A 14,372-nucleotide genomic window follows, 5' to 3' on the forward strand; every position below is an offset into this window, starting at 1 on the left:
CTCACACCTCGTCGTCGCGTTGCAGTTCGAACAGCAGCAGTGAGCGTCCGGTCACCGCATACTCGTGCTCGAAATCAAAACGTTCCTGACCGCGCACAGCGGGGGCATTGGTATCGAGCATACAGGTCCAGAACTCACCCTGGGGCACCGGCGGCAGGCGGAAATTCACCATGTCGTGGTGAGCGTTGACCACCAGCAACAGGGTCGCATCACCGCCTGGGCGACGAATCCCGGTTTCCTGGGCGCGGCCGTCCATCAGCATGCCCAGGCAGCGGCCATGGCTGTCTTCCCACTGTTCGGTGCTCATCTCGTTGCCATCCGGCGCCAGCCAGGTGACGTCTTTTACGCCGAGATCTTCGTTGTAGTCGCCCACCAGGAAGCGCCCACGGCGCAGGATCGGGTAGGCCAGGCGCAACTTGATCAGGCGTTTGACGAACTTGAGCAGTGCCTTGCCGTCGTCATCCAGGTCCCAGTTGACCCAGCCGATCTCGCTGTCCTGGCAATAGGCATTGTTGTTGCCGTGCTGGGTACGCGCGAACTCGTCGCCGGCCACAATCATCGGCGTGCCTTGGGCGAGCAGCAGCGTGGCAAAGAAATTGCGCATCTGGCGCAGGCGCAGCGCATTGATTTCCGGGTCTTCGGTGGGGCCTTCGACGCCGTGGTTCCAGGACAGGTTGTTGTTACTGCCGTCCTGGTTGTTCTCGTCGTTGGCTTCGTTGTGCTTGTCGTTGTACGACACCAGGTCGTGCAGGGTGAAACCATCGTGGGCGGTGATGAAGTTCACCGAGCTGTAGGGCCTGCGACCCCGGTGGTTGAACATCTCACCCGAGGCAGTCATGCGCCCGGCAAAGTCCGCCAACTGGCCGTCGTCGCCTTTCCAGAAGGCGCGCACGGTGTCACGGAAGCGGTCGTTCCATTCCACCCAGCCAGGTGGGAAATTGCCCACTTGGTAGCCGCCGGGGCCGCAGTCCCAGGGTTCGGCGATCATTTTCAGCTGGCGCAGCACCGGGTCCTGGCGGCAGGCCACGAGGAAGCTGTGGCGCTCGTCGAAACCGTCGCGGTAACGCCCAAGGATGGTCGCCAAGTCAAAGCGGAAACCGTCCACATGCATCTCGGTGGCCCAGTAACGCAGCGAGTCGGTGACCATCTGCAGCACGCAGGGGTGGCTCAGGTCCAGGGTATTGCCGGTGCCGGAATCGTTGATGTAGAAGCGTTTGTCGTCGGGCATCAGCCGGTAGTAGGAGGCGTTGTCGATGCCGCGCATCGACAGGGTAGGGCCGCGCTCGTTGCCTTCGGCGGTGTGGTTGTAGACCACGTCGAGGATCACTTCGAGCTTCTGTTCATGCAGGTGCGCGACCATCTCCTTGAATTCGGCGATCTTGCCGCTGGCCAGGTAGCGCGGGTCGGGCGCAAAAAACGCGATGCTGTTGTAGCCCCAATAGTTGGTCATGCCTTTTTGCAGCAGGTGCTGGTCGTTGACGAAGGCATGCACCGGCAGCAGCTCAACGGATGACACGCCGAGTTGGCGGATGTGCTTGAGCACGTCATCTTCCATCAACCCGGCGCAGGTGCCGCGCACCGACTCACCCACCGACGGGTGACGCATGCTGATGCCGCGCAGATGGGTTTCGTAAATGATCGTGCGGTCCCACGGCACCCGTACCGGCTGGTCGTTGCCCCAGGTGTGCGCGGGGTCGATGACCTTGCACTTGGGCACAAAGGGCGCGCTGTCACGTTCGTCAAAGCTGAGGTCGTCGTCCGGGTGGCCGATGGTGTAGCCGAACAGCGCCTCGGACCATTTGAGTTCACCCACCAGCTGTTTGGCATACGGGTCGATCAGCAATTTGTTGTGGTTGAAACGGTGACCATTGGCCGGGTCATACGCACCGTACACGCGGTAGCCGTAAATCAGCCCGGGGTGGGCGTCGGGCAGGTAGCCGTGGAAGGTTTCGTCGGTGTATTCGGGCAGTTCGATACGCTCAAGCTCGACCTCGCCGGTGTCATCGAACAGGCACAGCTCGACCTTGGTGGCATTCGCTGAGAACAGCGCAAAGTTGACGCCCAGGCCGTCCCAGGTGGCGCCTAGAGGGAAGGGCAAACCTTCACGAATCCGCGACGGCTCATTTTCCGGCGTGGCTGGGTTGTTATCGGGTTTGCTCATTAAATTGCTCCTGCAAGGGTCTTTTTCGGGCCGAGCGCTACCGTGCCGACGGTTGCTCAGCTGACGCAATAAAAAGTAAAAAGGGCCGCCTGCCGACAGTGTCGGCAGGCGGCGCGTGGGCTGTTAAGGCTTGGGCTTTTTCGGTGCCGCAGGCTTCTTGGCCGCTGGCGGTGCAGGCTTGCTGGCCGCCGGGGCCGGCGGCTTGGCTTTTGGCGCAGGCTTGGGCGCGGTCTTGGGCTTGGCCGCAGCTTTTGGCTTGCTGGGCGTCAGCGCTTCGGCTTCGGCCAACTTGCGCGCCATCTCCCAGTGGCGTGCATCTTCACCGTGGGGCTTGCCTTCGGATTCCCAGATCTGATGCGCCAATTCGCGTATGCGTTTGTCTTCAGTACTCATCACAATACTCCTCACAGAAAATTTTCAGCTTTCTTGATCATCGGAATTGATAAAGACATTGACCGGGAAATCCCCCAGGGCAGCGCTGATCAACAGCTCCTTGTTTGGTGTGACTGCGCCTGTATGAAAAAGTCCCTTCCAGTTTTGTGTTGTGGTGGCGAACGGTAATTTCACCCGCGTATCGCCCCAAACCTGCGCATTGATGTGGGGTTGTTCACCTTTTTCCAGCAAGCGATGGGACCAACGTGGCACCACTACCAGCAGGTGTTTGCCTTGATACGTGCGGCAAAATGCGACGACGTGATCGGCGTGTTTGCCTTCCACTTCCAGCGCGGTGTAACTGCCGCGTTGGAAGAGTTCGGTATGGGCCTTGCGCACGGCCAACACCTGGGCAATCAGCGCCTGTTTGATACGCCCGTCGCGCCAGTGGGACAACAGTTCGCCGACGTCCGGTGGGTTGTTCAGCGCGTGTTGCCGTGCATTGAAATCCACCGGGCGGCGGTTGTCCGGGTCTACCAGGCTGAAGTCCCAGAACTCATCGCCCTGGTACAAATCCGGTACACCCGGCACGGTGATGCGAAGCAAGGATTGCGCCAGGCCGTTCAGTGCGCCCGCCGTGGCGATGGCTTGGGCGGCGCTGCCGATGGCGTTGCGTAACGTCGCGCCGGCATCGCTGAGCAGCAGGCGTGACAGGAAGGCTTCGACTGCCTGTTCATAGGCGTCGTTGGGCGCGCTCCAACTGCTTTGCAACTTGGCCTCGCGCAGGGCTTTTTGCTGCCATTGCCACAGGCGTTGCTGGTAAGACTGCAGGTCCGGGTTGGTTTCCAGCGGCCAACTGCCGAGCAGCACCTGGTAAAGGATCAGCTCATCGCCCGCCGACGGGCTGTGTGCATCGTCGCGCAGCGGTGCGGCGAGGCGGCGCCAATGCTCGACCTGTTCGACGTACCACGGCGCACATTCACTCAGTACCGCCAGGCGCGCCCGTGTGTCTTCGCCGCGCTTGTGGTCGTGGGTGGCGGTGGCCAGCAGGTTGTCGGGGAAAGCCTGCAAACGCTGCTGGTTGGCTGCGTGAAAGTCCGCCAGCGGTGCACTGAACTGTTCAGTGCTAAAGCCCACATCGTTACGCGACAGCAGCACCGCCGAGCGATAGAACGCGGTGTCTTCCACGGCCTTGGCAGCCGCCGGCGATGTAAGCTGCTGGAAGCGTACGCAGGCATGCTTGAGCATCTTGCGTTCACGCCCGACCCGGCGGTTGCGCCAAGGCTGGCCGCCCAGCCATTTTTCCAGGTGGTCGAGTACCGGCCAGTCGCCTTCGCCCAAGGTGCTGCGCGCACCGGCCAAGGCTTGCAGGAAAAACACATCGTCATTGGCGCTGCGCCCACGCGCACTGATGTAGGTGCGGTACACCGGGAAATGCACGATCAGTTCCTGCAAGGCGCGGCGGATCGCGCCCAGGGTCAGGTCGCGGGTCATCACGTCGTCGCGGGCCACTTGCAGCAGGGCCTGGGCCACGCTCTCGAAGTCACCGGCCAGCGAGCCATTGAGGATCTGCTGGCGAGCCAGCCAGGCTTCTTCGATAAAGGCCGCGGGCCGTTCGCTGTGGCGCGTCCACAGCTCAGCCAGCGGTGCAAAGCCTGCTGGGTCGTGCTGCAACAGCGACAGCTGGTTCATGAATTCATAGCCGGTGGTGCCGTCTACCTGCCAGTCTTCGCGCAGGGTTTCGCCTTCACCGAGGATTTTTTCCACGAAGATCGGCAAATGCCGATTGGGCGAAAGGGCGTCCACGCGCCGGCGCAACTTGCGGCAATACCCGCGCGGGTCGGCCAGCCCGTCGATATGGTCGATGCGCAGGCCGTCCACCAGACCTTGGCTGATCAGCTCGAAAATCTTGCCGTGGGTGGCTTCGAACACGGCGCTGCGTTCTACGCGCAGGCCGCCCAGTTCATTCACGTCGAAGAAGCGCCGCCAGTTGATATCGTCCGCTGCGGTACGCCAGCTGGCCAGCCGATACACCTGCTGTTCCAGCAAGGCGTGCAAGTGCTGGAAGCCGTCTGGCTGGCGGCCATCAAACTCGGCCAGTCTGTGTTCGATGGCGTGCAGCACCGAAGCTTCGCTGGCGCGCTCGGCCAACGCGTGTTTAAGCCAGCCGGCTTCGGTGTAGGCGTCATCATCAACGGCGAGGGCGCTGAAACGCTCGGCCAGGGGCTTCAACACTTCTTCGCTGCCCAGGATCATGGCGTAGTCACGCGGGCAAATCGGAAAGCGATGCTCGTAATGCTCGACGTAAAAAGCGCCCTGCACGGCGTCGAACTTGAGCGCCAGGTTGCCGCTTTGCAGCGCGTCACCGTAGTCGCTGCCCAGAAACGGCATCAGCAACTGGCCCTTGAGCAGCGGGTCCGGCGAGTGCCACTGGATATCGAAAAACTCGCTGTAGGGGCTAAGGCGCCCCCATTCCAGCAGGTCCAGCCACCACGGGTTGTCGGCACCGCCGACGGCCATATGGTTGGAGACGATATCGAGGATCAGCCCCATCCCATGCTCACGCAGCGCCGTTACCAGCCTGTGCAAGGCGGGCTCGCCGCCAAGTTCGGGGTTGACGCGGGTCGGGTCAACCACGTCGTAGCCGTGCATGGAGCCGGCGCGCGCGGCCAGCAGCGGCGAGGCATACAGGTGGCTGATGCCGAGCTGGGCGAAGTAGGGCACCAGCGGGACGGCATCGTCCAGGGTAAAGCCTTTATGAAATTGCAGGCGCTGGGTCGCGCGCAGAGGTAATGCGTTCATCGGTCACGCTCATGGGCCTGGTTGCGCGCCACGGCCAGCAGCTCCAGGCGGCGGGCGGCACTGTCGTTGTCGAGCAGGCTGGCAGCTTCACCGGGCAGGCGACGGCGCCAATTGGGGTGGGTGTCGGTGGTGCCGGGCAGGTTGGCTTGTTCCTCGATGCCCAGCGCGTCTTCCAGCGGCAACAGTACCAACGGCGCGCGGGTGTGGCCCAGGTAGCGCACGCTGGCGTCGATCATGTGGTCGGTGTCGTTGCGGATTTCATCGACGAAGTTCTGCGGGTCCTGGCTCAAGGCCTGGCGCAGCGCCTGGCGTTCGCGCAGGCGGTGTTCGCTCCATTGCTCCACGGTGGGCGCATCGATCAGGCCCAGCTGGATATTCCACTCGATATCGCGGCTGTGCCACCAGCCGTTGAGGGTTGGCAAGTCATGGGTGCTGGTGGTGGCCAAGGCGTTGTCCGGCCAGTCGAGGATCGGCTTGAAGTGGCCCTCGTGGTTTTGTTCAAACAGCAGTACGCGCATGCCCAGGATCGAGCGGCCGCTGAGTTTTTCACGCAGGCCATCGGGCACGGTGCCCAGGTCTTCACCGAGCACGATGGCCTGGTGGCGGTGGGATTCCAGCGCCAGCAGGCGCAGCAGGTCATCCACCGGGTAATACAAATACGCGCCTTCGCGCGGCGTAGCGTCCATGGGGATGACCCACAGGCGTTGCAGGCCCATTACATGGTCGATGCGCAGGCCACCGGCGTGGGCGAAGTTGGCGCGCAGCATCTCGATAAAGGCGCGAAAGCCGTTGCGCTTGAGGCCTTCGGGGGAAAACGCCGAGATGCCCCAACCTTGACCGGCGCGGTTGAGAATGTCGGGTGGCGCACCGACGGTGAGGTTGGCGAGTAACTCATCCTGCCGGCTCCAGGCCTGGCTGCCGCCGCCGTCGGCGCCCACGGCCAGGTCAGCGATCAGGCCGATGCCCATGCCGCTGCCACGCGCGGCTTGCTGCGCGCGCTCCAGGCTGCGGGCGATCAACCATTGGCTGAAGGCGAAATAGCCAATTTCATCCGCATGCTCGGCGGCAAATTGCGCCAGCGCCGGGCTCTGTGGCGTGCGCCAGGCTTCAGGCCAGTGGCGCCAGTCGAGGTCTTCACCGGCGGCGGCGCGCACGGCCTGCACGGCTTCGAAGCGGCAGTGGTTTTCCAGGGCTTCGCCGCCGGCCTGGCGAAAGCTCAGGAAGTCGGCGTGTTGCGGGTGCTGGCCGTGGCGGAAATCTTCATACAAGGCGCGCAACAGGCGCTGCTTGGCGCGGGCGGCGGTGGGCCAGTCGATCAAGCTGAGTTGTTCCAGCTCGTGCAGCTCATCCGTGAGGTCCAGCGCGTCGATGGCGTTGCGCACTTCGCGCTCGCCGAGGATGCAGGCGGGCGAGGCATACAGGCTGTTGAGGAACAGACGGCTGGAGGGTGAATAGGGGCTGTAGCGTTCGGTGTCGGCGCTGAACATCGCGTGCATCGGGCTGATGGCCAGCGCGTCGGCGCCGCGTTCGGCGGCGCTGCGCACCAGGTGCTCCAATGCCAGGGTGTCACCAAAACCGCCGTCACCCAGGCGGCGCAGTGCATACAGTTGCGCGCTCAGGCCCCAGGCGCGGGCGGGTTGGCTGTCGACCGCTTCAGCGACGCTGTAGCAATGGGTAGGGGCCACGGCCAGGGTGAAGGTTTGGTCGTCGATATGCACTTGGTGATAGCCCAGCGCAATCACGCCGGGTAGTTCGGCATTACCATCCAGGCGCAGTTCGAGAGTTTCGCCCTGTTCCAGGCTGACGCGGCACGGTGTGTCCGGGGCGAAGTAACGCGCTAGGTCCAGAGCCGCGCCGGTGTCCACGGTCATCAGCGGTGGCAGGTGTTTGTCTTGTTGCACCTGTTCCATTTCGAGCAGGCTGGCATCGATCTCGGCGTCGGTATCGGCCGGGTGGCCCAGGCCTTTGAGGACGGCCCGCAAGGCGGCAGGTTTGACATGTTGCGGGCGGCCGTTTGCGTCGATCCAATCGACGGCCAGGCCCGCACGGCTGGCGAGTATTTCCAGGTTCGCTTCGCTCAAGGGTGCTCTCCAACAGGGGATAAGGCGACGCGCGCGCTGAACGGCGCCAGTTGCGCGCCTTCATGGGCAGACGTCTCGAATAGCAGGTGCGGCGGCGCCGGGTGATCCAGCGGCGTGGCGCCCAGGTTCAGGTCAATCTGCAACACGCTGCCGTTGCCCAGGCGCCAGCGCGCGGTGACGGCGCCGTCGGCCAGTACCTGTGCGCCGAGGGCTACGCTGCCGGGCAAGTGCGGCACGATATGCACATGGCGCAGGCTCAAGAGTTGGCGGTACAGCTGCGCGTGTGCGTTCTCGGTGAATAAGGGCGCCGACTGCAGAAATGTCGGCAGCGCGTTGGGGTCGGGAATGTGTTCGCGCCGCTCAGGGTCTTTAAACGCGGCGAAGTCGGCGAATTCGTTGCGCCGGCCTTCGCGCACGGCTTCGGCCAGCTCACCGTGGTGGTCGGTGAAAAACAGGAACGGTTGCTCGGCGTTGACTTCATCGCCCATAAACATCAGCGGAATCATCGGCGACATCAGCAGTAAGGTGGTGGCCGCTTTCAGCGCCTGGGGCGAGCACAGCTGGTGCAGGCGCTCGCCCAGGGCGCGGTTGCCGACCTGGTCGTGGTTCTGCAAAAACGCCACGAAGGCGCTGGGCGGCAGGTCGCCGCTGGGCTCGCCGCGTGCGTGGCCATGGCGGGTGGTGTGGCCTTGGTAGACAAAACCTTCGCCCAGGCAGCGCGCGAGTTTCTCTGTAGGGTTCTGCGCGAAGTCGCTGTAATACGCATCCGTTTCGCCCGTGAGCAGTACGTGCAGCACGTTATGGAAGTCATCGTTCCACTGCGCATCAAAGTCGTGCTTGAGCAGGCTGGCCTGGTTGAGTTCGTTTTCCAGTACCAGCCACACGTGGCGGCCGGTATCCACCTGCTGGCGTACCCGTTGTGCGAGTTGCTTGAGGAAGTCGGGGTTGTCGATGGCGTGTACCGCGTCCAGGCGCAGGCCGTCGAAGCGGTACTCGAGCAACCACATCAGTGCGTTGTCGAGGAAGAAGTCGCGCACCTCACGGCGATCAAAATCAATCCCGGCGCCCCAGGGCGTGTGCACGTCTTGTTCAAAAAAGCCCTGGGCATACTGGCCCAGGTAATTGCCGTCGGGGCCGAAGTGGTTGTAGACCACATCCAGGATCACCGCCAAACCGTGTTCGTGGGCGCTGTCGATCAGCGCCTTGAGTTGTTCGGGGGAACCATAGGAAGCCTGCGGGGCGTAGGGCAGAACCCCGTCGTAGCCCCAATTGCGCTCGCCGGGAAATTGCGCCAACGGCATCAGTTCAATGGCGGTAACGCCAAGTTCGGCCAGGCGGGGTAGCTGTTTTTCAACGGCGGCATAACCCCCCATTGCGCCCACATGCAGTTCGTAGATAACGGCTTCGTGCCAAGGGCGACCTTGCCACTGGCTGTGTCGCCATTGATAGGCGAGGGGATCGACGACGATGCTCCAACCGTGTACGTCAGTAGCCTGAGCCCGGGAAGCGGGATCGGGCACGTCGTGTTCGCCGTCGATGTTATAGCGGTAACAAGTGCCCGCCGGGCATTTGGTTTCTACCTCGAACCAGCCATCTGCCTGGGGCAACATGGCGATGGACTTGCCGTCTTGCAATTCAACGCTGACATAAAACGCGTCTGGCGCCCACAAGGCAAAACGCGTGTGTTGCGCGTCCAGCATGATTGCGCCGTGGGGCCAGGTTTCCAGAGTCCTTGACGGCATCTATGAAGACCTCCCTTTTTTGAAACAAAAACAAATAATTACTTCGTGGGTTTCCCCAGCGCCTTGGCCACCAGTTGCTCGTAAAGCTCGGCGTAGGGTTCTACCGCCTGGCACCAGTTGAACGGCTGGGTCATGGCGCGGCTGCGCATGGCGTTAAGCAGGCCTTTATTGGCAAATACCCTGAAGGCGCGGCTCAGCGCCTCTTCATAGCTTTCAACCGTGGACTCGTTGAACAGGAAGCCGGTTACGCCATTTTCGATGGTGTCCGCCAAGCCACCGGTATTGCGTGCCACCGGCAGCGAGCCGAAACGCTGGGCATACATCTGGCTCAGGCCACATGGCTCATAGCGCGAAGGCATCAGCAGGAAATCGCTGCCGGCAAACATGCGCCGTGCATCGGTTTCATTGAAGCCGATACGCACGCCCACCTGGCCCGGGAAGCGCAGGGCGAGTTCGCGCATGGCGTGTTCTTCTTCCGGCTCGCCACGGCCGATGATGGCGATCTGGCCACCGTTCTCGACAATGAAGCTGCTGACCGCTTCGGTCAGGTCCAGGCCTTTTTGATACACCAGGCGCGATACCACCGCGAACAGCGGGCCAGTGGACTCATGCAGGCCGAACAGTTCGCGCACATGGGCGGCGTTCACCGCCTTGCCTTCCCAGTCGCCAATATTGAAATTGTGGGTCAGGTGCGTGTCGGTGGAGGTTTCCCAGCTTTCGTCGATGCCGTTGGGAATCCCGCTGAGCAGGCCTTGCTGGGTTTTGCTGGCGAGGAAACCATCGAGACCACAGCCGAATTCCGGGGTGGTGATTTCCTGGGCGTAGGTCGCACTCACGGTGGTGATATGGCTGGAGTACGCCATGCCCGCCTTGAGGAACGACATCTTGCCGTAGAACTCCATGCCTTCCTGTTGCAGGGCATGGGGTGGAATCCCCAATTCCGGGGTAGACGCCAGGCTGACCACGCCTTGATAGGCAAGGTTATGAATGGTGAACAGCGTCGGGGTGCGTGACCCACGCCAGTGCATATAAGCCGGCGCCAGGCCTGCGGGCCAGTCATGGGCGTGCACCAGGTCCGGGCACCAGTGGATCTGCGCCAGGTTGGCGGCCATGTCGGCGGCGGCCAGGCCCAGGCGGGCGAAACGAATATGGTTGTCCGGCCAGTCGCGGCCATTGTTGGCGCCGTAGGGCGTGCCTTCACGCTCGTAAAGCTCTGGGCAGATCAGCACATAGATGACCAGGCCGTCCTTGAGGTCCATGCGCCCGATCTTGCACGGCGGCAGCGCCGCGTGGCCGCCCAGTTCGCCGATGATATGGATCGGGTTGTCGCTTTCCATCACCTGTGGGTAGCCCGGAATCAGCACGCGCACATCGTGCAGGTGCGCCATGGCGCGGGGCAGGGCGGCGGAAACGTCGCCCAGGCCGCCGGTTTTCACCAGGTCGGCGAATTCGGAGGTCACAAACAAGACTTTCTTACGATTAGGGTTCTGACTCACGATCGGCCGCACAGTGTTGGGCAGGTCGGCCAACGACGTCGGGCCCCCTGCCGGCTGACTAAAACGCTCTCCCTGAGTATCGACTGCAGCACTGATCATAGTTCTCTCCTACATGTTTGGTCGGCTGATGGCCCGCTGCCATCGGCTCCGATTGGCCACATCCTGCGGCCAGGCGCACAAGCACTGTACAAACTGGCAAGGCGTATGCCAGTTGCACCGATTGCTAAAAAAGAGTGGATGGACGGGCATTTGGCTGAATCGCCTGCGCTCGTCTCCCTTAAAAACTTGACCTGCGGCAGAGTTGTAAAGTTTCGATTTTTTGCGGGGTTTTTGTTTTGGAACGGACCCATCGGTCATGAGTCTAGGACAGATCCCAGAGCCTGTAGGGTTTCTAGGGCTTTTTTGTAGGACAAAAAACTTGTAATGATATGCCAGGTTGGAAATTTGCCCGGGAAGGGGGTTGTGGCAGGGGAGCTTGCGGTTACGTATTCGCCCCCGACACTTTCAAGCAAGAGCGGGGCCGCCGCGCGCCCCAGCGGGAGCAAGCTCCCTCGCCACGGTGGTGCGTATGCTCAGGATTGGTGCATCAAGTCAGCACGCGAATGGGCGTGCCTTTGGCCCAGGCCTGAATGTCTTCGATCATCTGCTGATAAAACTGCCGATAATTCTGCTCACTCACATAACCGACGTGGGGCGTGGCCAGCACATTCGGCAAGCGCCGGAAGGGGTGATCAGCCGGTAGCGGCTCTTCGCTATACACATCCACTGCGGCCCCTGCCAGTTGCCCGGCTGATAACGCCTCGATCAGCGCCTGCTCATCCACAATCGGCCCGCGTGAGGTATTGACCAGACGCGCGCTTGGCTTCATCCAGCCCAGCGCCTGCGCATCTACCAGGCCGCGGCTGCGCTCGCTGAGCACCAGGTGCACGCTGAGAATGTCGGCCTGCTCGAATAGCTCGCGCTTGCTGACGCAGCTTACACCCGCCTCGGCAGCACGCTCCGGCGTGAGGTTCTCGCTCCAGGCAATCACGCGCATGCCAAATGCCTGGCCAAACTGCGCGACTTTCTGGCCGATGCTGCCCAGCCCGAGAACCCCCAGGGTTTTGCCATACAGATCACCGCCCAGCCCGACCTGCCAGCCGCCGGCGCGCAACGAGTTGGCTTCGGCCAGCAGGTTGCGGGTCGAGGCCATGATCAGTGCCCAGGTTAACTCCGGCGCCGCCTGCTTATAGCTGTCGGTGCCACACACCTGGATGCCTTGGGCTTTGGCGGCGGCAATGTCGATGGCAGCGTTGCGCATGCCGCCGGTCACCAGCAGTTTCAGCTTGGGCAGGCCTTGCAGCAGGGCCTGGTCGAAGCTCGAGCGCTCGCGCATCACGCAAATCACGTCGAACGCCTGCAAACGTTCAACCATCGTGGCGGTATCGGCGGGGTAATCGTGTAGAAAATGCACCTGGCCCACCGACGCCAGTGCCGACCAATCCACCACACCACTGGCCACATTCTGCCAATCATCAATGACTGCGATCTGTACCGACATTCACGAGTGCCTCGAAAAAGGTTGGATTAAAGGGCGTTCAGCCCCTGCAACAGTGCTGTATTAAACTGCGCCGGTTCTTCCATTTGCGGTGCGTGGCCCAGGCCTGGGAACTCCACCAGGGTCGCGTGGGGGATCAGCTTGGCCGCTTGCTTGCCCAGCACGTCGTAATGACCGAGCCTGGCCTTGACCGCTGGCGGCGCAATATCACTGCCGATGGCGGTGGTGTCGGACGTGCCGATCAACAGCAGCGTGGGCATCTGCAAGTCCTTGAACTCGTAGTACACCGGCTGGGTGAAGATCATGTCGTAAATCAGCGCCGAGTTCCATGCGACCTGCGTATGGCCTGGGCCTTTGTTCAGACCGGCAAGCATATCGACCCAACGGTCGTACTCAGGCTTCCAGCGCCCGACGTAATAGGTATTGAGCTCATACTGGCGAATGCCGTCGGCGCTCAGTTTCAACTCGCGCTCATACCATTGGTCGACGCTGCGATAGGGCACGCCCAGGGCTTTCCAGTCCTCCAGGCCAATGGGGTTGACCAGTGCCAGTTGCTCGGTTTGCGTGGGATACAGCAGCGCATACCGGGTGGCGAGCATGCCGCCGGTGGAGTGGCCGATGATTGTGGCCTTCTGAATGCCGAGTTTTTCCAGCAACTGATGGGTGTTGATCGCCAGTTGCTGGAAGCTGTACTGGTAGTGGTCAGGCTTGCTGGATGTGCAAAACCCGATCTGGTCCGGCGCGATCACGCGGTAACCCGCTTCGCTCAGTGCTTTGATCGAGTCTTCCCAGGTGGCGCCACAAAAGTTCTTGCCGTGCATCAGCACGACGCTGCGGCCATTGGCGGTGCCTTTAGCGGGCACGTCCATATACCCCATTTGCAGTGATTTGCCCTGGGATTGGAAACTGAAGTGTTCGACCGGATAAGGGTATTGAAAGCCTTGCAGCTCCGGGCCGTAGGTCGGCCCTTCGGTGGCGGCAAAAGCGGGCAGGGCAGCGATCAACAGCAGGCTTGCGGCGCACAGAGAACGGATCGGCGTCATGGGTCAGGCTCCAGGAACAGTGCCCGGATGCTCTGACGAGGGGATTAAGCGAGGATTAACGGTGGCGCAGCGGCCTCGCTGCGCCCCGACGCAGGAGGGTTTAATACGCCAATAAACCCGGCATTAATGCGCTGTGAAAACGTTCGGGTTCTTCCACCTGTGGCGAATGGCCAAGGCCTTCGAACTCCACCAGTTTGGCATTGGGAATCAACTGGGCGACGTGCTTGCCCAGGGTTTTGTAGTCACCGAGCTTCGCCCTGACTTCAGGTGCGGCCAGGTCGCGGTTGAGGGCGGTGGTATCGGAAGTACCAATCAACAGCAGCGTCGGCACCTGCAGGTCCTTGAACTCGTAGTACACCGGCTGGGTGTAGATCATGTCCCAGATCAAGGCGGAGTTGCGTACCACTTGGGTGTGACCCGGGCCGTTGAAGAGCCCGACGAGCATATCGACCCAACGGTCATAGGCCGGCTCCCAGCGGCCGCCGTAATAATTGTCCTGTTGATACTTGCGCACGCCTGCGTAGGTGAGCTTGCGCTCCGATTGCGCCCATTGTTCGAGCGGGCGGTAAGGCACGCCCAAGGCTTTCCAGTCTTCCAGGCCGATAGGGTTGACGAGCCCAAGCTGTTCGGTTTGTGCTGGGTACATCAAGGCATATCGGGTGGCGAGCATACCGCCGGTAGAGTGGCCCAGCAGCGTGGCTTTTTTGATGCCCAGTTTTTCCAGTAACTGGTGGGTATTGTTGGCCAGTTGGTGGAAGCTGTATTGGTAAGCTTCGGGCTTGCTTGAGGTGCAAAAGCCAATCTGGTCGGGGACCACCACGCGAAAGCCATTTGCGCTCAGCGCCCTGATCGAGTTGTCCCAGGTGGCGCCGCAGAAATTCTTGCCGTGCATCAATACGATGGTGCGGTCCAGGGGCTTGCCCGTGGGCGCGACGTCCATGTAGCCCATCTGCAACGACTGGCCCTGGGACCTAAACTTGAAGCGTTCGACCGGATAAGGGTATTGGAAACCTTGCAGCTCGGGGCCGTAGCTGTCGTCTTTGCCGGTGGCGCAGCCGGTAAGGGCCATAACCAGTAGCAAACTCGTGAGAAATAGCGTGCGTGTCGGTCGCATGGTGTGCTCCGTAGTGAAAAAAAC

General features: G+C 61.8%; 9 protein-coding genes. All 9 read right to left on the reverse strand.

The features are described from left to right. Window position 1: 1 nt before the first annotated feature. A complete protein-coding gene (gene glgX, locus FFI16_RS10945) occupies window positions 2-2,161 on the reverse strand; it encodes a glycogen debranching protein GlgX (protein ID WP_065931574.1) in 2,160 nt (719 codons plus the stop codon). Between the two features lie 123 nt (window positions 2,162-2,284). Further along, the gene (locus tag FFI16_RS10950; protein WP_017138916.1) at window positions 2,285-2,554 is read right to left on the reverse strand and encodes a DUF2934 domain-containing protein; all 270 of its coding nucleotides are present in this window, start codon (window positions 2,552-2,554) and stop codon (window positions 2,285-2,287) included. Window positions 2,555-2,578: 24 nt separating this feature from the next. Then, window positions 2,579-5,335, reverse strand: coding sequence for a malto-oligosyltrehalose synthase (locus tag FFI16_RS10955; RefSeq protein ID WP_138815299.1), 2,757 nt, complete (start codon window positions 5,333-5,335; stop codon window positions 2,579-2,581). Then, window positions 5,332-7,416, reverse strand: a complete 2,085-nt coding sequence (malQ, locus tag FFI16_RS10960; RefSeq protein WP_138815300.1) for a 4-alpha-glucanotransferase — start codon at window positions 7,414-7,416, stop codon at window positions 5,332-5,334. Before malQ ends, FFI16_RS10955 begins: the two co-directional genes overlap by 4 nt. After that, window positions 7,413-9,158, reverse strand: a complete 1,746-nt coding sequence (treZ, locus tag FFI16_RS10965) for a malto-oligosyltrehalose trehalohydrolase (protein WP_138815301.1) — start codon at window positions 9,156-9,158, stop codon at window positions 7,413-7,415. Before treZ ends, malQ begins: the two co-directional genes overlap by 4 nt. Window positions 9,159-9,196: 38 nt before the next feature. Continuing rightward, a complete protein-coding gene (gene glgA / locus FFI16_RS10970) occupies window positions 9,197-10,753 on the reverse strand; it encodes a glycogen synthase GlgA (RefSeq protein ID WP_138815302.1) in 1,557 nt (518 codons plus the stop codon). Between the two features lie 487 nt (window positions 10,754-11,240). Beyond that, the gene (locus tag FFI16_RS10975) at window positions 11,241-12,194 is read right to left on the reverse strand and encodes a D-2-hydroxyacid dehydrogenase family protein (protein ID WP_138815303.1); all 954 of its coding nucleotides are present in this window, start codon (window positions 12,192-12,194) and stop codon (window positions 11,241-11,243) included. Window positions 12,195-12,220: 26 nt separating this feature from the next. Continuing rightward, a complete protein-coding gene (locus tag FFI16_RS10980) occupies window positions 12,221-13,234 on the reverse strand; it encodes an alpha/beta fold hydrolase (protein ID WP_138815304.1) in 1,014 nt (337 codons plus the stop codon). A 100-nt stretch (window positions 13,235-13,334) separates the two neighbouring features. Next, window positions 13,335-14,348, reverse strand: a complete 1,014-nt coding sequence (locus tag FFI16_RS10985; RefSeq protein ID WP_138815305.1) for an alpha/beta fold hydrolase — start codon at window positions 14,346-14,348, stop codon at window positions 13,335-13,337. Window positions 14,349-14,372: the final 24 nt, after the last annotated feature.

This window comes from Pseudomonas sp. KBS0710 (assembly GCF_005938045.2).
Lineage (GTDB): Bacteria > Pseudomonadota > Gammaproteobacteria > Pseudomonadales > Pseudomonadaceae > Aquipseudomonas.